This window comes from Acidovorax sp. GW821-FHT09B03, from assembly GCF_059418305.1.
In genome coordinates this window covers 48,278-67,313 of sequence record NZ_JBWKPP010000001.1, presented here as the reverse complement: position 1 = coordinate 67,313, position 19,036 = coordinate 48,278, and the positions used below count along the sequence as shown (strand labels likewise).

Genomic DNA, 19,036 nt, shown 5'->3' with positions numbered 1-19,036 from the left:
AGACCACCAAAGTCGAGCAACCCTGCTGAGCGGGAGTAGCGCATTGCTGCAGTCGTCCGAGCCTGCTGCTATGGCGAAGTCCGATGCCGAGATCACGGGGCAGTCCAAGCCGGTACAGGTCATTTCCGCGGCGCGGCTTGAGACCATGGTGCCCAGTTGCACGGCGCAGGCGCCGGAGTTGAACACGGAGAATACTGGATGGCCGAGGTGGGGAAAAGCGGGGCTTTTGCCGAAGCGGTGCTCCCCCGGCGGGTCGGTGATCTCCAGTTGGGCATGGGCTGACAGGTCGGCCAGCGAGAGCATAGCTAAGGCGACCAGGGATTGGAGAAGGGCGGCTTGGTCGCGTGGCGGTTCCTTGGGCGTGAGTCAGTCACGACAAGGTTGCCCTCTAGGAGGTCGTCAAGGAAGCAATGGGCGGCAAAGTGCCACATGTCACGCCAACAGCAGTTTTCTCCACGGTGGCATTGCGTTCTTCTGCATGCGGGCAAAGAAAAAGGCCGGCCACCCTTGCGGGCAGCCGGCCTTGGTGTCGGCCGGGGCCTGGCGGCTTACTTGGCCACCACACGCACCATTTCCAGGCACTTGTTCGAGTAGCCCCATTCGTTGTCGTACCAGCTGACGATCTTCACGAAGGTGCCATCGAGGGCGATGCCGGCGTCGGCGTCGAAGATCGAGGTGCGGGTATCGCCACGGAAGTCGGTGGCCACCACCTTGTCTTCGGTGTAGCCCAGCACGCCTTTGAGCGCGCCTTCGGACTGGGCCTTCATCTCGGCCTTGATCTCTTCGTACGTGGCGGCGTTTTCCAGCTCCACGGTCAGGTCAACCACCGAGACGTCGCTGGTGGGCACGCGGAAGGACATGCCGGTGAGCTTCTTGTTGAGCGCAGGGATCACCACGCCCACGGCCTTGGCAGCGCCCGTGCTCGAAGGGATGATGTTTTCCAGGATGCCGCGGCCGCCGCGCCAGTCCTTGTTGGACGGGCCGTCCACCGTCTTCTGCGTGGCAGTGGCTGCGTGCACCGTGGTCATCAGGCCGCGCTTGATGCCCCACTTGTCGTTGAGCACCTTGGCCACGGGGGCCAGGCAGTTGGTGGTGCACGAGGCGTTGGAGACGATGGCCTCGCCCTTGTAGCTCGTGTGGTTCACGCCGTACACGAACATGGGGGTGTCGTCCTTGGAAGGAGCCGACAGGATGACCTTCTTGGCGCCGGCGTCCAGGTGCTTCTGGGCCGTGACCTTGTCCAGGAACAGGCCCGTGGATTCGATCACCACGTCCGCGCCGACCTCGTTCCACTTGAGGTTGGCGGGGTCGCGCTCTTGCGTCAGGCGGATCTTCTTGCCGTTGACGATCAGGGTATTGCCGTCCACCGACACGTCGCCCTTGAAGCGGCCGTGCACCGAGTCGTACTGCAGCATGTACGCCAGGTACTCGGGCTCCAGCAGGTCGTTGATCGCAACGACCTCGATGTCGCTGAAATTCTGGATGGCGGAGCGCAGCACGTTGCGGCCGATGCGGCCGAAGCCGTTGATGCCAATCTTGATCGTCATTTCCAAGGTTCTCCAAACGTTAAGGAATCAGGGTGGACATTGCGCCGCCTGTGCGAATGTCGAGAGGTATCCCAGGCGCTGCACCGAGGGGGTGGGCTGCGTCTGGTAGAAGTAGACACTGGGCTGGTCGAAGGTGGGCACGGCCGTGTCGGCGCCCAGGCACATCGTGCCGTTGGCATAGCAGCGCAGGTGGAAGGGCGAGACGGTGGCGGTGCCGGTGGGCGTGGTCAGCAGCTGCGGGAAGCTCTTCTCGGCCCAGTCGAGCACGCAGTCCAGCGGTGTCGATGTGCCTGTGCCGTGCAGCGGGTAGGTCGCCAGCGCCGCGCCGGTGCGCGACGGGACTATGAGCTGGGAGATGCGCGACCCCGGGGCGGTGGGGGTGAAGGCCACCAGGGTCGAACAGCCCTGGCCAGGTTGCAGCACGGCGTTCGAGCAGCCGTCCGAGCCGGCCGGGATCAGGAAGTCCCCTTGGGCGACGACCGGGCAGCCGATGCCGGCACAGGTCGCCAGGGCCGCGCCGCTGGAGATCAACGTGCCCAGTTGCAGCGGCGCACTGCTGCGGTTGAACACCGAGAAGTACTGCGTCGCAAACGTGGCCTGGAGCGGAACCTTGCCGTAGTTGTGGCCGGCCGGTGGATCGGTGATCTCCACCTGGGCATGGGCCGAGAGGCAGGCCAGCGACAGCACGGCCATGGCGGCCAGGGACTTGCGGGGAAACAGGGTCGGGATCATGGCAGCTCCTTGAAAAAGGGGGACGTCAATGAAAACGACTAGCGTGCCGGCCACATGTAACGGCGTCAAGCATGCAAAGAGGCTGCAACGTGCTGTAAGTCACGCGAAACCTCTGCATATTTGCACAATGTTACGTCCCTGCCCCGCCGCGCCCGGTCAGCGGCCGCCCTTGAGCACGGCCTGCACGGTGGCAGCCACATTCTCTTCGGTGAAGCCGAAGTGCTTGAACAGCACCGGCGCCGGGGCCGACTCACCATAGGTGTCGAGGCCGACGACTGCGGCACAGCCGTACTTCCACCAGCCGTCGGTGACACCCATTTCCACCGCCACGCGGGGGATGCCGGCGGGCAGCACGGACTTCTTGTACTTGGCGTCTTCGCGGTCGAAGGTGGTGTTGCTGGGCATGGAGACCACGCGCACGGCGATCTTGCGGTCGGCCAGCAGGCGCTGCGCCTTCAGGGCCAATTGCACTTCGGAGCCGGTGGCGATGATCACGGCCACGGCCTTCTTCTTGAGGCCCACGTCGGCGGGCTCGCTCAGCACATAGGCGCCGCGGCTGATGTCGCCCAGGTCGCGCTTGGGCGCGTAGGGCAGGTTCTGGCGCGAGAGCAGCAGCGCCGTGGGCTTGTCCTTGTTGGACAGGGCCACGCTCCAGGCCACGGCGGTTTCGGCCGTGTCACCGGGACGCCACACGTCCAGGTTGGGGATCAGGCGCAGGCTGGCGGCGTGCTCCACCGACTGGTGGGTGGGGCCGTCTTCACCGAGGCCGATGGAGTCGTGCGTGAACACATGGATCACGCGCTGCTTCATCAGCGCGGCCATGCGGATGGCGTTGCGGCTGTAGTCGCTGAAGGTCAGGAAGGTGCCGCCGTACGGGATGAAGCCGCCGTGCAGCGCAATGCCGTTCATGATCGCGGCCATGCCGAACTCGCGCACGCCGTAGTTGATGTGGCGGCCGCCGATCTTCTTGCCCTCGGACACTTCGGTCTGCACCACGTGGCCCTGCATGTCGAAGCGCAGGTTGGGCGTGCTCTTGGTGTTGGTGAGGTTGGAGCCGGTCAGGTCGGCGCTGCCGCCCAGCAGTTCGGGCAGGGCGGCGGTGAAGGCTTCCAGCGCCAGCTGGCTGGCCTTGCGGCTGGCCACGGTCTCGCCCTTGGTGTGGGCGGCGACCACGGTGTCCACGGCCACCTGGGCGAAGTTGGCGGGCAACTGGCCCTGCATGCGGCGCGTCAGTTCGGCGGCCAGTTCGGGGAACGCAGCGGTGTAGGCAGCAAAGCGCTCGTTCCACGAGGCTTCTGCGGCCTGGCCGGTGTCCTTGGCATTCCAGGCGCCGTACACGTCTTCGGGGATGCTGAACGGCTCGTGGCTCCAGCCCAGGGCTTCGCGCGTCAGCGCGATTTCCTCGGCGCCCAGGGGCTCGCCGTGGGCCTTGGCGGTGTTGGCGCGGTTCGGGCTGCCCTTGCCGATATGCGTCTTGCAGACGATCAGCGTGGGGCGCTCGGTCTGCTTCTTGGCGTCGGCGATGGCCGCGGCCACCTTCTCGGCGTCGTGGCCGTCGATGGGGCCGATCACGTTCCAGCCGCTGGCCACGAAGCGCAGGGGCGTGTTGTCGGCGAACCAGGGGGCGACCTGGCCGTCGATGCTGATGCCGTTGTCGTCGTACAGGGCGATCAGCTTGTTGAGCTTCCAGGCGCCGGCCAGAGACACGGCTTCGTGGCTGATGCCTTCCATCAGGCAGCCATCGCCCAGGAAGACGTAGGTGTTGTGGTCCACGACGGCATGGCCGTCACGGTTGAATTCCGAGGCCAGCAGCTTCTCGGCCAGCGCGAAGCCCACGGCATTGGTGATGCCCTGGCCCAGCGGGCCGGTGGTGGTTTCCACGCCAGGGGTGATGCCCACTTCGGGGTGGCCGGCAGTCTTGCTGTGCAGCTGGCGGAAGTTCTTGAGTTCGCCGATCGGCAGGTCATAGCCCGTGAGGTGCAGCAGCGCGTACAGCAGCATGGAGCCATGGCCATTGCTCAGCACGAAACGGTCGCGGTCGAACCACTGGGGGTTGGTCGGGTTGTGTTTGAGGTGGCGACCCCACAGGGCCACAGCCATGTCTGCCATGCCCATCGGGGCGCCGGGGTGACCGGAGTTGGCTTGTTGAACGGCGTCCATGGCCAGCGCGCGGATCGCGTTTGCCATTGGTTGGTTTTGCAGGGTGTTGGCCATGGAAAGAGCGGCTCCGGGTGGGGGAGGTTCAGGGGAAACCCGCTATTTTACCGGTGAGCGCCCGAGAACGGTTTCCGCTGGTGCAAACACGTCTTTGTGCCTTGGTGGCCGGGCAATGCACTACAGTGCGGCTGATGCAAGGACTGCACCTCACCGCCGACCTCCATGGCTGCCGCTGCGCGCCTGAATGGCTGCTGGATTCCGCCGCCCTGGGCCGCGCCTGCACGGACGCCGTGCGCGCCGCGGGCCTGCAGCCCGTGGGCCAGCTGTTCCATGCTTTCCCGGCCACCGCCCAGGGGCCCGGGGGGGTCACGGCCACGGTGCTGCTTGCCGAGTCGCACCTGTGCGTGCACACCTGGCCCGAGCAGCAGGCCGTGACGCTGGACGTCTATGTCTGCAACTTCGGCGCCGACCATTCGGGCCGGGCGCGCCATCTAATGGACACGCTGCTGGCGCTGTTCGATCCGGTCAGCGTACAGCGCCATGCGCTGCAGCGTGGTGCCGTGGACACCGCTGCCGTGGAGGTGGCCGCGTGAGCGCCGCAGCCCAGGTGCCGGCCCTGCTGCTGGCCGCCGGCCGCGGCGAACGCATGCGGCCCCTGACCGACACCGTCCCCAAGCCCCTGCTGCCGGTGCAGGGGCAGCCGCTGCTGGTATGGCACCTGCAGGCCCTGGCCGAGGCCGGTGTGGGCGAGGTGGTCATCAACACCGCCTGGCTGGGCGAGCAGATCGAGGCCCACTGCGGCACCACCTTCGGCACGCACCATTCGCGCCGGGGCAACCACCGGGTGGAGATCGCCTACTCCCGAGAGGGTCGCGACTTCGGCGGCGCGCTGGAGACGGCGGGTGGCATTGCGCGCGCGCTGCCCCTGGTGGAGTCGGACGTCTTCTGGCTGGCTGCCGGGGACGTGTATGTGCCGGACTTCGTGTTCGACACCCGGGCGGTGCAGGCCTTCAAGGCCAGCCGGCAACTGGCCCACCTGTGGCTGGTGCCTAACCCCGAGCACCACCCGCGCGGCGATTTCGGCCTGTCGCCCGAGGGGCTGGCGCTGAACCTGCCAGCGGACGATCCCGCTCCCCGCTACACCTACAGCACCATCGCGCTGCTGCATGCCGAGCTGTTCTTCAAGCCCTGGTGCGATATTCCGGTAGGCAACCCGGGCGGCCTGAAAGCGCCGCTGGCGCCGCTGCTGCGCCGCGCCATGGACGCGGGCCGCGTGGGTGCCTCGCTCTACACGGGCCGCTGGACCGACGTGGGCACGCCCGAGCGCCTGGCCGAACTCAACCGCTGAACCCTCGTCGGGTCATTGGCTGGCCGCGGCCGGGTGGGCAGGCTGCACGGCGATGGCGGTGCCGTTCTCGCAGGCACGCAGCAGCCATTCGCTGGGGCGAAAGCGCGCTTCGGGCCCGTCCGGCGCGGGCTTGCCCACTTCCGCCTGCACATCGTAGGGAATAGGGGGGACCTGGAACACCGCCATCTGCCCCTTGCGGCAGGCCAGTGCCGGCACCAGCTTGTGCTCCACCCAGCCCTGGGTGTTGCTGTCGAAGCGGTAGACGGGACCCAGCGTCTGGTCCTGCGCCAGCTCCAGGCGCAGGGGCAGGGTCTGCAGCGCGCTCACCCAGGCTCCTGCGATCTGCACGGGCTGGGCAAAGCGCACCGACTCCAGCCCGTGCAGAGCGACCGGCTTGCCGGGCTCGCCCTTGTCGAAGGGGTCGTTGCGGTTGATCAGGCTGCCTGCGGGGAGCAGCAGCTCACCGTACTGGAAATCTGCGGGCAGCACGAAGCGCTCCCTGCTGGCGCGCACCACGGCGCCGTACTGCCGCTCCTGCTCCGTGCGCACGGAGAGGTACCACTTCAGCAGGATCAGCGCATGGCACAGCAAGGCCACGGCGCACAGGATCTGCAGCGCGCGCCGGGTGAGCATCCACTTCTGCGGGATGTCCACGAAGCGCACATAGGCGGCATACACCAGCAAGGCCCCCGTCAGTGCCAGCCCCAGCACGGGGAACAGCAGCGTGAAGATGAAATTCAGCAGGGATGCAAGCAGGTTGAGCATGGTGCCCAAGTCTGCCACGCCCATGGCCAGGGCGGCCGGGCCGGCAGGGAGCTGCGTGGCGCACAAGCCACGGCGATGGGCGGCGAGCCCGGCCAGGCCGGGCCGCGGCCGCAGGCTCACTCAGCGGCGTGGCTGGCAGGCGCTGGCGCGGCCTGTGGCGGGCTGCCCAGCATGCCGGCCAGGCTCTGCGCCATGCCGGTGATGCCTTCATTGGACAGGCCCGCGTCCTTCATCACCGCGTCCACGATGGGCTTGGCGATCTGGTACTGCAGGGCCGAGTTCAGGACCTGCTCCGGGAAGGTGCCCTGGGACCCATTGCCGCCCAGCCCCGCGCCCTGGCTTCCCGCGCCACCCGGCAGGCCGCCGACCTGCACGATGCGGATCGAGTCGATCTTCTCCATGGGGCGCACGGCTTGGGCGATGATCTGTGGCAGTTGCTGCAGCAGCAGGCTGCGCACCTGCAGGTCCACCTGGGCGGCCGACAGGGTGTTGAGCGCTTCGTTCAGCGCGCGCTTGCCCTCGGCCTCGGCCAGGGCCGCGGCCTGGCGGGCGCGGGCCTCGATAGTGATGGCCTCGGCGCGGTCCATCGCGGCCTCCTTCTCGGCCGATGCCGAGACCCGGATCGAGATCGCGTTCTGCTCGGCGTCCTTGGAGGCCTCGATCAGCTGGATGTTCTTGTCGCGCTCGGCCACGGCCACCTGGCGCGCGGTGTTCACGGCTTCCTCGGCCTTCACGGCTTCGGCGCGCGCCAGGTTGGCGGCGGCATCGGCGTCGGACTGCTCGCGCGACTTGGTGGCGATGGCGATCTGCGTATCCTGGCGCGCGATCTCGACCTGCTTGCGCTGCTCGGCGCGCTTGGTCTCGGTGTGGCGCTCGAGTTCGATCTCGCGCGTCTGGATCACCAGGTTCTTCTCGATCTCGGCGGCCTTGATCTCGCGCTCGGCCTCGATGCGCTTCTGGCTCACCTGGCGCTCGGCCTCGATCTTGGCGGCCTCGGCCTCGCGGCTGCGCTCGGCCTGCTGCGTGGCGATCAGCGCGGCCTGTTCGGCGCGCGTGGTCTCGATCTCGCGCTTTTGCGACAGCGAGGCGAACTCCTGGTCCTTCTCGATGGTGAGCTTCTGGCGCGTGGCCTCCAGGTCCTTGGTGCGCACCTGCACCTCGGTGTCCTGCTCCACGTCGTTGCGCTGCTTGCGGCGTGCCTCGGTCTGTTCGGTCAGGCGCGTCAGGCCCTCGGCGTCGAAGGCGTTGTTCGGGTTGAAGAACTGCTTTTCGGTCTGGTCCAGGCTGGTCAGCGAGACGGATTCGAGCTCCAGGCCGTTCTTCTCCAGGTCTTCGGCCACCGCGTTCTGCACGGCCTGCACGAAGTCGCGGCGCTTGTCCTGCAGCTCCTGGATGGTCATGGTGGCGGCCGTGGCACGCAGCGAGTCCACGAACTTGTCTTCCACCAGGGCCTTGAGCTCCTCGGGGCTCATGGTGCGCGCGCCCAGGGTCTGGGCGGCGATGCTCACGGCCTCCTCGGTCTGCTTGACGCGCACGAAGAAGGCCGCCGTCACGTCCACGCGCATGCGGTCCTTGGTGATCAGGCTTTCCTTGGCGCGGCGCACCACCTCGAGCTTCAGGGTGTTCATGTTCACCAGCACGCGCTCATGGAACACCGGCAGCAGGATGGCGCCGCCGTCCATGATGACCTTCTGGCCCCCCAGGCCCGTGCGCACGAAGGCGGTCTCCTTGGTGGAGCGCTTGTACAGGCGCGCAAAGACGATGCCGATGGTCAGCAGCGCCAGCAGGGCGATGCCGGCAATCGCGCCCAGTTCGATCAGGTTGCTCATTTCTCAGTCTCTCCCTCGGTTGGTGTTGGTATGTTGATGGCAATGGACGGCTACATCAACCCCGGATGCGGGTTGGCAATGCAGCGGTAGAAGGCCCCGATCTTGCGCACGATGAGGATCTGCGCGCCTTCGTCGAAGACCTCGTCATCCAGGTCGGGCTCGACCATCAGGTAGTGGGTGCGGCCATGGGCATCGCGCACCCGCGCCTGCGCCGCCAGGCCGCGGCGCGCAGCGCCGGCGGAGACCACGCCCGGCCGCCCGATCAGCGACATCTCGCTCACGGCCGAGGTCTCGTCGCGCGGGATGATGTGCGCGATCAGCGAGCCCAGGCTGCGCACCGTGGCCATGCCGGGTGCCACGGCCACCAGGCCGGCGAGCCAGACCGGCAGGTAGCCACCCAGCAGGCCATGGGCCACCTTCTGCAGGCTGTAGCCGAAGATGGCATAGCCCGTGAGGAACAGCACCAACAGCACCAGCGAGGGCACCTTGCCGATGTACAGCCAGCCCAGCACCCGGTCCAGGCCGGTGTCGCCATCGATGTCAGGCAGCAGATCGTCGAGCCAGTTGCTCGGGCTCAGCGAGACCAGCATGCCCAGGCCCTCGATCAGCGCGATGCCGACAATGAGCGCAAAGGCCACGCCGAAGGGCCAGGTCTCAGGGGCGGTGAACAGGGAGGTGATCACGCGTGCCCCGTTTTCAGGCGCGCCATGCGCTCGGCGATCTTGTGGTCGCGCACCAGGTCGTCGAGCTCCTTGAGCTTGGCCGCCTGGTCCAGCGTGTGGCTGCGGTCGGTGCCGGCCAGGCCGCTCTGGCGCGCATATACGCGGTCGAAGGCGTCAGTCACGGCATCCATGCGTTGCTGGACCGCGTTGGCACCGCCTGGGGGCACAGGGGCGGCCTGGGCTGCCGCCGTGCGGCTCTGGCGAAAGGCCTCCAGGGCAGAGGCCATCTCCCGCTGCTTGGCCAGCAAGGCGGCCACATAGCCGGTGAGCTCGCTTTCCTGCCGCGCCAGGTCGGCCAGCGTGGTCTCCAGCACCGGGATCTGGGCCTCGATGTCGAGCTGGCGCGCCACGGCGACACGCGCCAGGTCGTCACGGCCGGCCGCCAGGGCCTGGTCGATCTGCTCGGCCAGCGTGCCGTGCTGGCCGTTGAGGTGGGCATGCTGCTGCTGGGCCAGGTGGCGGTTGGCGCTGGTGCGGCCCAGTTCATGGCGCACCTCGCCGATCACGGTGTCGGCCTCGCGCAGCGACTGCTCCATCACCGCCAGCGGCGCATGGTTCTCCAGGTGGTCCACCAGCGCATGCACGCTGCCGGCAATGATGCGGCCTACGCGTGTCTTGAGCGAATCTGCCATCTCAGGCTCCTTTCGAGAGAGGGGAGTGAATCGACTGGGCCAGCTCCAGCGTCGCTGCGGCGTGGCGCTGCACGACGGCCGGATCGTACGCGCTGGCCTGCGTGGTGGTCGCCTGGCGCAGCAGCATCTCACTGAGCGCAAAGCCCCGGCGCACCAGCAGGTCTTCGAGCCGGGCGGCCTCTTGCTCCGAAGCGGGCGCGTTGCTCACCACGATGGCCAGGCAGGTGGTGACATGGTCCAGCATGGCGTTGAGCACGTCCGAGTGCCGGCCCGTCTGGCCCTCGGTGCGCACCAGCGACTCGCGCAGCCGGCCGGTGATGTCGCGCGCCCAGGCATGGGCGGCCACATAGTCCAGTGCACCGTCGTGGTGGCGCTTGAGCTGGCCCAGCAGCACGCGCAGCTTGTCGCTGTTGGTGGTGGCGCCCTCTACCTGCAGCTGTGCCAACCACAGGTAGAGGTCGCTCGGTATGCGGGCGGAGAGGGGTTCCATCGTGGTGGAGGTGGTGACCATGGCATCCATCCGAAGTGGGGTTGAATGCGATGGTATTCATGTGAATACGTTTGTCAACAACTCTTTGGCGCCGCAGGTTTTTGGAATTGTTTGCAGGCGGGATGGCCTGCGGCACCGAAGGGCGGTGGATTCGCGATAAAAATAGCGCATGAACTCACCCTCCTCGCCCTCCATCTATGCCCAGCGCCGCGCGCGCCTTGCTGCCCAGCTGGGTGCGGGGGGCATTGCCATCATCCCCACGGCACCCGAGTACCCGCGCAACCGCGATACCGACTTCCTGTACCGCCACGACAGCTACTTCTACTACCTGACCGGCTTCACCGAGGCCGGAGCCTGCCTGGTGCTCACGGCCGAAGGGCAGAGCACGCTGTTCTGCCGCCCCAAGGACCTGGAGCGCGAGATCTGGGACGGCTACCGCCTGGGCCCGGAGGCGGCGCCTGGCGTGCTGGCCGTGGATGCGGCGCACTCGAGCGCCGTGCTCGACGCACAGCTGCCGCGCCTGCTGGAGAACCGCCAGAGCGTGTGGTACCCCCATGCCACCCACAACGGCCTGGCTGCGCGCGTGGAGGGCTGGCTCAATGCCGTGCGCGCCCGGGTGCGCTACGGCGCACAGTGCCCGGCCGTGCAGCAGGACCTGTGCGGCCCGCTCGACGAGATGCGCCTCATCAAGGATGCGCACGAGCAGGACATCATGCGCCGCGCCAGCGACATCAGCGCCCGCGCCCACGTCCGTGCCATGCAGCGCTCGGCCCGCATGTTGCGCGCTGGCGAGGACGTGCGCGAGTACCATCTCGACGCCGAGCTGCTGTACGCCTTCCGCGAAGGCGGCTCGCAGTACCCGGCGTATGGCTCCATCGTGGCCGCGGGGGCCAATGCCTGCGTGTTGCACTACCGCGCCGATGCCGCGCCGGTGCGCGATGGCGAACTGGTGCTCATTGACGCCGGCTGCGAGCTCGACGGCTATGCCAGCGACATCACGCGCACCTTCCCGGCCAATGGCCGGTTCACCGGGCCGCAGCGGGCGCTGTACGACCTGGTGCTGGCCAGCCAGGTCGCGGCCGTGGACGCGACCCGCGCCGGTGCCCGCTTCAACGACCCGCACGACGCCACCGTGGCCGTGCTCGCCCAGGGCCTGCTGGACCTGGGCCTGCTCGACGCCAGCAAGGTGGGCAGCGTGCAGGACGTGATCGACAAGCGCGCCTACTTCCCGTTCTACATGCACCGCACCAGCCACTGGCTGGGCATGGACGTGCACGACTGCGGCAGCTACGTGGAGCCCGGCGAGGCCGACAAGACCACCGAGCGCAAGGACCCGCTTTCGGGCGAAACCATCCTCAACCGCCCGAGCCGCGTGCTGCAGCCCGGCATGGTGCTGACCATCGAGCCGGGCCTGTACGTGCGCGCCGCCGAGGGCGTGCCCGAGCAGTTCCATGGCATCGGCATCCGCATCGAGGACGACGCCATCGTCACGGCCACCGGCTGCGAGCTGATCACGCGCGGCGTGCCGGTGGATGCGGACGAGATCGAGGCGCTGATGCGCGCCTGATGGCCCGCTCTACACGCTGGTGATGAGGTGGTCGATGAAGGCCCGCACGCGCAGCGGCATGTGGCGGGTGGCCGGGTAGATGATCGAAAACGGCCGGGAACGGCCGCCCAGGTCCTGCAGCACCTCCACCAGCCGGCCCTGCCGCAGGTCGTCCTCCACGATGAAACGGTAGGTCTGCAGCAGCCCTGCGCCATGGCGTGCCAGGGTGACTCCGCCCAGCAGGTCGTCCGAGCAGGTGAGGCTGCCCGTGGTGCCGACATCGATGTCCTGGCCCTCTTGGCAAAAAACCCATGGCACTGCCTGCCCGGTGCTGGGCAGCACGAACTGGAGGCACTCGTGGGATGCCAGGTCGCCAAGGTTGCGGGGCACGCCCGCCGAGTGCAGGTAGCCCGGCGTGGCGACCACGACCAGCTCTGCGTCCATCAGCTTTCTCGCGACCAGGCCTGAGTCGGCCTGCGCACGTGCCCGCACGGCCAGATCGAAGCCGTCGGCCGTGAAGTCCACATTGCGGTTGCTCAGCTGCACCTCGACCTGCACCTTGGGGTAGCGCGCGCGAAAGCCCACCAGCGCCGGCAGCACACGGTAATGCCCCAGCGTGGTGGGCACGCTGATGCGCAGCTTGCCGGCAGGTTCTGCCTGCGTGCCGGTCAATTCCCGCTCGGCCTCGCTGAGGCGGTTGAGCGCCTGCCGGCATTGGTCGAAATAGGTCCGGCCGCCATCGGTCAAGCGGATCTTGCGCGTGCTGCGCACGAACAGCCGCACCTGCAGACGCTCCTCCAGCCGCGCAATGGAGCGGCTCACCGCCGCCGGGGTCAGCCCCGCCTCCCGGGCTGCGGCTGTGAAGCTCTGGGCTTCTGCGGCCAGGCAGAACAGTTCGATGCTCCCGAGCATCACGTCGCCGAATTCACGGGCCATGCATTACTCCATGTAATGGATGAAGTTAGTGATGGGTAGTTTATCAATCATGAGGTATTTAATAACCTGCGGTTTCCCGTTTTGTCTCGACCAGGAAACCCATGACCTCTCCCATTTCCATCGTTTTTCACAGTGGCTACGGCCACACCCGCGAAATCGCAAAGGCCGTCGCTGCAGGCAGCGGCGGCGTTCTGCTCGCCATCGACGAGCACGGCGAGCTCGCCCCCGAAGGCTGGGCACAGCTCGATGCGTCGCGCGCCATCGTGTTCGGCTCGCCGACCTACATGGCCAACGTGAGCTGGCAGTTCAAGCGCTTCGTGGATGCCAGCTCCGCCGTCTGGGCGCGCCAGGGGTGGAAGGACAAACTGGCCGCCGGCTTTACCAACAGCGCCGGGATCAACGGCGACAAGCTCACCACGCTCTACACCCTGTTCTCGCTGTCGCAGCAGCACGGCATGCTCTGGGCAGGCACGGCCCTGCCGCCGAGCAACACCAAGGCCGCGCTGCGTGACGACCTGAACTACCTGGCCTCCTTTGCCGGGCTGATGACCGCCACGCCCTCCGATGCATCGACCGACGAGATGGTGGCTGGCGACCTGGCAACGGCCCGGGCCTTCGGCGAGCGCATTGCACAGGTCGTGGGCCGCATCGGCTGAAAGGAGCCGCCATGCCCTACGTGAACATCCAGATCACCCGCGAAGGCGTGACGCGCGAACAGAAGGCCGAGCTCATCGCCGGCGTCACCGAGCTGCTGGTGCGGGTGCTGCACAAGAACCCCGCGACCACGCACGTGGTGATCGACGAGATCGAGCTCGACAACTGGGGCGTGGGCGGCTTGCCCGTGGCCGAGTTCCGAAAGCGCTAGCCATGAACGCCGCCTCAGATTTTGCGGGCGTCGCCACGACGTTGCGCACCTACTTCGACGGCCTGTACCAGAGTGACACGGGCCGGCTGGCACAGGTCTTCCATCCGCAGGCGATCTATTGCTGCGCCACCGAGGGACAGCTGCTGCGCCGGAGCATGGCAGAGTACTTTCCCATCGTGGACCAGCGTCCTTCGCCCGCGAGCCTCGGGCAGCCGCGGCGCGATCGCATCCTGTCCATCGAGTTCGCCGGTCCGGTCACGGCCTTTGCGCGGGTGGAGTGCGCGATTGCACCGCGCCTTTTTACGGACTTCCTGACGCTGGTGCGGCTCGACGGGCGCTGGCAGATCGTGAGCAAGGTGTTCCACTTCGACGTGCCGGAGTGAAGGCGCGCCTGTGGGCAGGCTCGCCCATGGCAAAAGGCCGGTGCCCCTCGCGGGACACCGGCCTTTTGCATGGAGGCTGCAGTGCGGCCTGCAGCCTTGCCTGTGGATTACAGGGCGCTGATTTCGCCCGAAGGGATCTGGCCCAGGCGCACAGCTTCAGCGGCTGCGGCACGCACGGCAGCACGGTCGGCCGTGGACTTGTAGGTCACGACGCGCGAACCAGCGGGCTCGATGCTGCGGGTCTGGGCCACGGTAGCGGCTTCAGCGGCCACTTCGGCGCGGGTGCGGTTGGTTTCGAACTTCGTGGCGAATTGCGAAGCATCGGCTTCGTCGGCTTGGGCGCCGAAGGAAGCGAAAGCGGCAACAGCGGCGATGGAGAGGAAGCGTGCGGTCGTGTTCATGATGAAAATCCTTCAAGTGAAAAAGCGTCTCAAAAAAACCGGAGAGAAAACAACTTCAGACCGGGTTCGGTGAGTCGCCTTGCGGGTTCGGCTCATCGATGGGTTGAACTGTACGCCTGGGGTGTTCAGAGAAAAACTACCAAGTCGCGAACTGACTGTTCCAGTTTTGGAAATAGTTGCGAATGCCGCATGGGCCTGCCGGGCAGGTGGTAATCGGCATGTAACCGCTTTCGTGTGAAAATTGAAATTCGATTACATAACCGACGAAAGAGACAAGCCCATGCAAACCCGCCGCGCCACCAAGATCGTTGCCACCCTGGGCCCCGCTTCGAGCGACCCGCAACTGCTGGAGGCGATGATCCGCGCGGGCGTCAACGTGGTGCGCCTGAACTTCAGCCATGGCAAGGCGCAGGACCACATCGACCGCGCCACCACGGTGCGCGCCGCCGCCCAGCGCGCCGGACGCGAAGTGGCCATCATGGCCGACCTGCAAGGCCCCAAGATCCGGGTCGGCAAGTTTGCCGAAGGCAAGGTGCAGCTGGTGTCGGGTGAGAGGTTCGTGCTCGACGCCTCGCGCACCGAGCCCGGCGACATCGACGGCGTGGGCCTCGACTACAAGGAGCTGCCGCGCGACGTGAAGGCCGGTGACGTGCTGCTGCTCAACGATGGCCTGATCGTGCTCATCGTCGATTCCGTGCAGGGCGAAGAGGTGCATACCACGGTCAAGATCGGCGGCGAGCTGTCCAACAACAAGGGCATCAACAAGCAGGGCGGCGGCCTCACGGCGCCCGCCCTCACGGCCAAGGACATGGAGGACATCCGCACCGCGATGAGCTTCCAGGCCGACTACGTGGCCGTGAGCTTTCCCAAGAACGCGACCGACATGGAGATGGCACGCCAGCTGTGCAACGTGGCGGCTTCCGAGTTCCGCCACAAGCCGGGCCTGATCGCCAAGATCGAGCGCGCGGAGGCGATTCCGCACCTCGAAGCCATCCTGCGCGTGAGCGACGGCATCATGGTCGCCCGCGGCGACCTGGCCGTGGAAGTGGGCAATGCCGCCGTGCCGGCGCTGCAAAAGAAGATGATCCGCATGGCGCGTGACCTGGACAAGGTGGTCATCACCGCCACGCAGATGATGGAGAGCATGATCACCAACCCCGTGCCCACGCGCGCCGAGGTCAGCGACGTGGCCAACGCCGTGCTCGACGGCACCGACGCCGTGATGCTCAGCGCCGAGACGGCGGCCGGCAAGTACCCGCTGGAGACGGTGATGGAGATGGCCACCATCTGCGCCGCGGCCGAGGCCGCGGAGGACCACCCGCTGGACGCCGACTTCACGGGCCAGACCTTCGGCCGCATCGACCAGTCCATCGCCATGGGCGCGCTGTTCACGGCCCACCACCTGGGCGCCAAGGCCATCGTGGCCATGACCGACAGCGGCGCCACGGCGCTGTGGATGAGCCGCCACCGCATCCACATCCCGATCTATGCGCTCACGCCCAAGGTGGCCACGCAGCGCAAGATGGCCATGTACCGCAACGTGCGCCCCTTGCTCATGGACACCAGTGCCGACCGCGACACGGCGCTGGAGCAGGCCGAGGGCCACCTCAAGACGCGCAACATCGTGCAGAAGGGCGATGTCTATGCGATTACCTGCGGCGAGCCCATGGGGGCTCCCGGTGGTACCAACATGCTCAAGATCTGCCGCGCCAGCTGATCCCTCCCAAGCGGCTCAGGCCGCGGGTGCGGCGGCACCCGGCGGCGGGGCCAGGCGCACCCGCAGTGCGCGTGCGCCGAGGTCGGCCATCCAGGCGACCGTCCAGCACAGCCAGGCCGACCACAGGGTGTGGCTCATGAAATGCGCGCCCCGCGCCTGCTGGGCCAGGCCCAGCACCAGCCCGGCCACCAGCGATGCCACCAGGCAGACGCATGCAGCCCGGGGCTGCGTGCGCCGCAGCGCGAACCAGCCGCCGACGAAGGCGAAGCCTGCCGAGGCGTGGCCGGCGGGAAAGCAGCGGCCCCCGCCGCCATCCACCAAGCCCCAGGCCCAGTGCGAGGCATAACGCGCCACGCCCCCGAATTCGGCCAGGTCCCAGGGACAGCTGGTGCTGCTCAGGTTCTTGGCGATGCTGACCGCGGCCAGCGCCAGCAGTGCGCTCACCACCCACTGCAGGCGCTCGCCCATGTCCAGGCGGCGCAGCGGGCCCAGGGGCCACCACACGCCGAGTGCCAGCAGCAAGACCAGCAACCAGCCCACCCGCCGCGCCCCCTCGTGCGCCACATGCACGAAGAACCACTGGTCGCGCAGCGGAAAGCCCGAGCCACTGCCGAAGGCATGGGCCAGCAACAGGTCCCGGCCCAGGAAATCCCACAGCACCACGAGGGCCAGGCAGGCCAGTGTCCAGGCAGCGATGCGCCGTTGTGCGGAGAACGGGGGGAGGGCGGGGTCAAGGGGCGAGGACGGCAGGCGCATGGGGCGACGATAGGAATCCGCTCTTAAGGCCGTCTTAAACCCCTGCGGCGGTCCGGGCGCAGGCCGCGCGGGACTGCCACAATGCGCGCATGCGAATCCTTGTGGTGGAAGACGATGCCGGCATTGCCAGTGGCCTGCGCACCAACCTGCAGCAGCGCGGCTATGCCGTCGACGTGTGCGATGGCGTGGCGGGTGCCTGGGCCGCCCTGCGCGCCGAGCGCTTCGATGCCGTGCTGCTGGACCTGGGCCTGAAGGACGGCGACGGCAGCGAGGTGCTGCGCCGCCTGCGCGCCAGCCCGGCCGCGACGGCCGGGGCGCAGGCAGCGCTGGCGCTGCCGGACCCGGCCACGCCGGTGCTGATCCTCACGGCGCGCGACCATGTCACCGAACGCATCGCAGGGCTGGACCAGGGGGCCGACGACTACCTCGTCAAGCCCTTCAACGTCGATGAACTGGAGGCTCGGCTGCGCGCCATGCTGCGCCGTGCCACGGGCCGGGCATCGCCCACACTGCGCCATGCCGACATCGAGCTCGACCCCGGTGCGCGCACGGTGCACCAGGCGGGGCACGCGGTGGAGATGTCGCCGCGCGAGTTCTCCGTGCTGTGGGTGCTGATGGATGCGCGCGGGCGCGTGCTCTCGCGCCAGCAGATCGAGGAGCGCCTGTACAGCTGGGACGTGGCCATCGAGAGCAACGCCATCGAGGTCTACATCCACCACCTGCGCCGCAAGCTGGGCAGCACCTGCATCCAGACCATGCGCGGCGTGGGCTATTTCATGCCCCAGGAGAAGCCATGAGGATGAAGGCCTGGGGCCGGCGCCTGCTGCGCGTGGCCGGCAGTTCCTCGCTCACCCGCCAGCTGCTGCTCTGGTCGCTCGGTGCCCTGGTGCTGGTCTGGGCCAGCTTTGTCTACCTGGGCTACCAGACCGGCATCCACGAGGCCGACGAGCTGACCGATGGCCACCTGGCCAGCGTGGCCGCGCTGCTGCTCAACCTGCGTGCGTTGGAGTCCGTCGAGGTCGAGAACACCACCCAGCGTGCCCCCATGCCCTGGCTCAAGGCGCACGACTACCAGCAATCCCTGAGCGTGGTGCAGTGGGATGCACAGGGCCGTTTGCTGGCCCACACGGGCAGCGCCCCCCTGCCCGCCTTCGGTGGGGCCGAGGGCTTTTCCAACCTCACGCTGGGGCCCAAGGCCACCGTGTGGCGCAGCTTCTCCCAGTGGTCGGCCGACCGCAGCCGCAAGGTGGTGGTGCTGCTGGAGCTGGGCGAGCGCGATGACCTGGCCGAGGACATCGCCGAACAGATGGTGGAGCCCGGCCTGTGGCTGCTGCCTGTCGTGGCCCTGGCGCTGGGCCTGGCGCTGTGGCGGGGGCTGCGCCCGTTGTACGAGCTGTCCCGCGACGTGGCAGCGCTCGACCCGGCCAGCGCCGAGCGCTTGACCGCCAGCCGTGCCTGGAGCGAGTTCGAATCGGTGGTAGCGTCGATCAACACCCTGCTGGAGCGCCAGCAGGCCGCCATGGCGCGCGAGCGCCGCCTGGCCAACGAGGTGGCGCACGAACTGCGCACGCCGCTGTCGTCGATTGCGCTCCAGGCCAGCGCACTGGACAAGGGCCTGGACGCTCCGGCCCAGGCCCAGGCCGTGGCGCGCATCGGCCAGGACGCGCTGCGAGCGGGCCACGTGCTCAACCAGTTGCTGGCCCTGGCGCGTGCCAGCCGGGCCGAACTGCACGAGGCCAAGGCGCCCCTGGACCTGGTGGCCGTCAGCCGGGCCGTGTGCGCCGACTACGCACAGGCTGCCTGGCAGCGCGGCGACGAGATCGCGCTGGCCGGCCCTGACCAGATGGCCTTGGCGGGCCATGCCGTGCTGCTGGATCTGGCGTTGCGCAACCTGATGGAAAACGCCCTCAAGCACACCCCGGAAGGCACCCGCATCGCCGTGCAGATGGGGGTCTCCGATGCCGGGGCTGCATGGCTGCAGGTCTGCGACGACGGGGCCCGCGGCGCGGGCGCGCAACGTGCCGTGGCACCTGCGGACAGCCTGCACCTGGGGCATGAAATCGTGCGCCGCGTGGCCGAGGCCCATGGTGGGCATTTCGGGCCCGCAGCGGCGCCGGCGCCCTTTACCACCTGCTACCGGCTGGAATTCGCCGCAGCGTCGGCGGCGACGGCCGGGTAAAATCCCGGGTTACCAAGCGGTTACCACCGCC

The 19,036-nt window shown here is 67.9% G+C and carries 20 protein-coding genes; 9 read left to right on the top strand and 11 right to left on the bottom strand.

The features are described 5' to 3' along the window. Positions 1-548: 548 nt before the first annotated feature. The 3 genes from gap to tkt form a co-directional block, all read right to left on the bottom strand. Positions 549-1,547: a type I glyceraldehyde-3-phosphate dehydrogenase gene (gap, locus tag AC07PA_RS00325; protein WP_007849989.1), complete on the bottom strand. Its 999-nt coding sequence runs from the start codon at positions 1,545-1,547 to the stop codon at positions 549-551. A 27-nt stretch (positions 1,548-1,574) separates the two neighbouring features. After that, positions 1,575-2,279: a hypothetical protein gene (locus tag AC07PA_RS00320; RefSeq protein ID WP_494604046.1), complete on the bottom strand. Its 705-nt coding sequence runs from the start codon at positions 2,277-2,279 to the stop codon at positions 1,575-1,577. 156 nt (positions 2,280-2,435) lie between these two features. Further along, positions 2,436-4,493, bottom strand: coding sequence for a transketolase (tkt, locus tag AC07PA_RS00315; protein ID WP_108016571.1), 2,058 nt, complete (start codon positions 4,491-4,493; stop codon positions 2,436-2,438). Between the two features lie 134 nt (positions 4,494-4,627). Here tkt and AC07PA_RS00310 point away from each other — a divergent pair, with 134 nt between their 5' ends. Both AC07PA_RS00310 and AC07PA_RS00305 read left to right on the top strand, forming a co-directional pair. Then, entirely contained in the window at positions 4,628-5,029 is a 402-nt protein-coding gene (locus AC07PA_RS00310; protein WP_007850981.1) for an S-adenosylmethionine decarboxylase family protein, read from the top strand. Next, complete coding sequence (locus tag AC07PA_RS00305; RefSeq protein ID WP_007850984.1) at positions 5,026-5,784, top strand: nucleotidyltransferase family protein; 759 nt, start codon at positions 5,026-5,028, stop codon at positions 5,782-5,784. Before AC07PA_RS00310 ends, AC07PA_RS00305 begins: the two co-directional genes overlap by 4 nt. A 12-nt stretch (positions 5,785-5,796) precedes the next feature. Here the strand turns inward: AC07PA_RS00305 and AC07PA_RS00300 are convergent, their stop codons facing one another. The 5 genes from AC07PA_RS00300 to AC07PA_RS00280 are packed head-to-tail and all read right to left on the bottom strand — an operon-like array spanning position 5,797 to position 10,243. Next, the gene (locus AC07PA_RS00300) at positions 5,797-6,669 is read right to left on the bottom strand and encodes a hypothetical protein (RefSeq protein WP_494604049.1); all 873 of its coding nucleotides are present in this window, start codon (positions 6,667-6,669) and stop codon (positions 5,797-5,799) included. Then, a complete protein-coding gene (locus AC07PA_RS00295; protein WP_145693744.1) occupies positions 6,666-8,378 on the bottom strand; it encodes a flotillin domain-containing protein in 1,713 nt (570 codons plus the stop codon). Before AC07PA_RS00295 ends, AC07PA_RS00300 begins: the two co-directional genes overlap by 4 nt. A 50-nt stretch (positions 8,379-8,428) precedes the next feature. Beyond that, complete coding sequence (locus AC07PA_RS00290) at positions 8,429-9,061, bottom strand: YqiJ family protein (protein WP_145693742.1); 633 nt, start codon at positions 9,059-9,061, stop codon at positions 8,429-8,431. Then, a complete protein-coding gene (locus AC07PA_RS00285; protein ID WP_007850995.1) occupies positions 9,058-9,732 on the bottom strand; it encodes a PspA/IM30 family protein in 675 nt (224 codons plus the stop codon). The genes AC07PA_RS00290 and AC07PA_RS00285 overlap by 4 nt, the downstream gene beginning before the upstream one ends. 1 nt (position 9,733) lies before the next feature. After that, a complete protein-coding gene (locus AC07PA_RS00280; RefSeq protein WP_494604052.1) occupies positions 9,734-10,243 on the bottom strand; it encodes a hypothetical protein in 510 nt (169 codons plus the stop codon). Between the two features lie 148 nt (positions 10,244-10,391). Here AC07PA_RS00280 and AC07PA_RS00275 point away from each other — a divergent pair, with 148 nt between their 5' ends. Then, positions 10,392-11,789: an aminopeptidase P N-terminal domain-containing protein gene (locus AC07PA_RS00275; RefSeq protein ID WP_494604054.1), complete on the top strand. Its 1,398-nt coding sequence runs from the start codon at positions 10,392-10,394 to the stop codon at positions 11,787-11,789. A gap of 9 nt (positions 11,790-11,798) precedes the next feature. Here AC07PA_RS00275 and AC07PA_RS00270 read toward each other — a convergent pair whose 3' ends face one another. After that, on the bottom strand, positions 11,799-12,704 hold the full coding sequence (locus AC07PA_RS00270) for a LysR family transcriptional regulator (protein ID WP_494604056.1): 906 nt from the start codon (positions 12,702-12,704) through the stop codon (positions 11,799-11,801). Positions 12,705-12,805: 101 nt separating this feature from the next. Here AC07PA_RS00270 and AC07PA_RS00265 point away from each other — a divergent pair, with 101 nt between their 5' ends. The 3 genes from AC07PA_RS00265 to AC07PA_RS00255 are packed head-to-tail and all read left to right on the top strand — an operon-like array spanning position 12,806 to position 13,952. Then, a complete protein-coding gene (locus AC07PA_RS00265) occupies positions 12,806-13,360 on the top strand; it encodes a flavodoxin family protein (protein ID WP_494604058.1) in 555 nt (184 codons plus the stop codon). A gap of 11 nt (positions 13,361-13,371) precedes the next feature. Further along, a complete protein-coding gene (locus AC07PA_RS00260) occupies positions 13,372-13,569 on the top strand; it encodes a tautomerase family protein (RefSeq protein WP_494604060.1) in 198 nt (65 codons plus the stop codon). A gap of 2 nt (positions 13,570-13,571) precedes the next feature. After that, on the top strand, positions 13,572-13,952 hold the full coding sequence (locus tag AC07PA_RS00255; RefSeq protein ID WP_494604062.1) for a nuclear transport factor 2 family protein: 381 nt from the start codon (positions 13,572-13,574) through the stop codon (positions 13,950-13,952). A gap of 107 nt (positions 13,953-14,059) precedes the next feature. Here AC07PA_RS00255 and AC07PA_RS00250 read toward each other — a convergent pair whose 3' ends face one another. Then, positions 14,060-14,353, bottom strand: coding sequence for a DUF4148 domain-containing protein (locus AC07PA_RS00250; RefSeq protein ID WP_494604064.1), 294 nt, complete (start codon positions 14,351-14,353; stop codon positions 14,060-14,062). Positions 14,354-14,633: 280 nt separating this feature from the next. Here AC07PA_RS00250 and pyk point away from each other — a divergent pair, with 280 nt between their 5' ends. Beyond that, positions 14,634-16,070: a pyruvate kinase gene (pyk, locus tag AC07PA_RS00245; protein WP_007857566.1), complete on the top strand. Its 1,437-nt coding sequence runs from the start codon at positions 14,634-14,636 to the stop codon at positions 16,068-16,070. A 15-nt stretch (positions 16,071-16,085) separates the two neighbouring features. Here pyk and AC07PA_RS00240 read toward each other — a convergent pair whose 3' ends face one another. Continuing rightward, positions 16,086-16,826 carry a phosphatase PAP2 family protein gene (locus AC07PA_RS00240; protein WP_494604066.1) on the bottom strand — a complete coding sequence of 247 codons (741 nt, stop codon included), beginning with the start codon at positions 16,824-16,826 and terminating at the stop codon, positions 16,086-16,088. 89 nt (positions 16,827-16,915) lie between these two features. Here AC07PA_RS00240 and AC07PA_RS00235 point away from each other — a divergent pair, with 89 nt between their 5' ends. Then, positions 16,916-17,623, top strand: a complete 708-nt coding sequence (locus tag AC07PA_RS00235; protein WP_494604068.1) for a response regulator — start codon at positions 16,916-16,918, stop codon at positions 17,621-17,623. Further along, complete coding sequence (locus tag AC07PA_RS00230; protein ID WP_494604070.1) at positions 17,620-19,005, top strand: histidine kinase dimerization/phospho-acceptor domain-containing protein; 1,386 nt, start codon at positions 17,620-17,622, stop codon at positions 19,003-19,005. Before AC07PA_RS00235 ends, AC07PA_RS00230 begins: the two co-directional genes overlap by 4 nt. Positions 19,006-19,036: the final 31 nt, after the last annotated feature.

Coding starts and splice junctions, on each gene's coding strand:
- AC07PA_RS00270 (WP_494604056.1), bottom strand. CDS start 12,704: ATGGCCCGTGAATTCGGCGACGTGATGCTCGGGAGCATCGAACTGTTC.
- AC07PA_RS00295 (WP_145693744.1), bottom strand. CDS start 8,378: ATGAGCAACCTGATCGAACTGGGCGCGATTGCCGGCATCGCCCTGCTG.
- gap (WP_007849989.1), bottom strand. CDS start 1,547: ATGACGATCAAGATTGGCATCAACGGCTTCGGCCGCATCGGCCGCAAC.
- AC07PA_RS00230 (WP_494604070.1), top strand. CDS start 17,620: ATGAGGATGAAGGCCTGGGGCCGGCGCCTGCTGCGCGTGGCCGGCAGT.
- tkt (WP_108016571.1), bottom strand. CDS start 4,493: ATGGCCAACACCCTGCAAAACCAACCAATGGCAAACGCGATCCGCGCG.
- AC07PA_RS00275 (WP_494604054.1), top strand. CDS start 10,392: ATGAACTCACCCTCCTCGCCCTCCATCTATGCCCAGCGCCGCGCGCGC.
- AC07PA_RS00260 (WP_494604060.1), top strand. CDS start 13,372: ATGCCCTACGTGAACATCCAGATCACCCGCGAAGGCGTGACGCGCGAA.
- AC07PA_RS00240 (WP_494604066.1), bottom strand. CDS start 16,826: ATGCGCCTGCCGTCCTCGCCCCTTGACCCCGCCCTCCCCCCGTTCTCC.
- AC07PA_RS00265 (WP_494604058.1), top strand. CDS start 12,806: ATGACCTCTCCCATTTCCATCGTTTTTCACAGTGGCTACGGCCACACC.
- AC07PA_RS00250 (WP_494604064.1), bottom strand. CDS start 14,353: ATGAACACGACCGCACGCTTCCTCTCCATCGCCGCTGTTGCCGCTTTC.
- AC07PA_RS00320 (WP_494604046.1), bottom strand. CDS start 2,279: ATGATCCCGACCCTGTTTCCCCGCAAGTCCCTGGCCGCCATGGCCGTG.
- pyk (WP_007857566.1), top strand. CDS start 14,634: ATGCAAACCCGCCGCGCCACCAAGATCGTTGCCACCCTGGGCCCCGCT.
- AC07PA_RS00285 (WP_007850995.1), bottom strand. CDS start 9,732: ATGGCAGATTCGCTCAAGACACGCGTAGGCCGCATCATTGCCGGCAGC.
- AC07PA_RS00255 (WP_494604062.1), top strand. CDS start 13,572: ATGAACGCCGCCTCAGATTTTGCGGGCGTCGCCACGACGTTGCGCACC.
- AC07PA_RS00310 (WP_007850981.1), top strand. CDS start 4,628: ATGCAAGGACTGCACCTCACCGCCGACCTCCATGGCTGCCGCTGCGCG.
- AC07PA_RS00280 (WP_494604052.1), bottom strand. CDS start 10,243: ATGGTCACCACCTCCACCACGATGGAACCCCTCTCCGCCCGCATACCG.
- AC07PA_RS00235 (WP_494604068.1), top strand. CDS start 16,916: ATGCGAATCCTTGTGGTGGAAGACGATGCCGGCATTGCCAGTGGCCTG.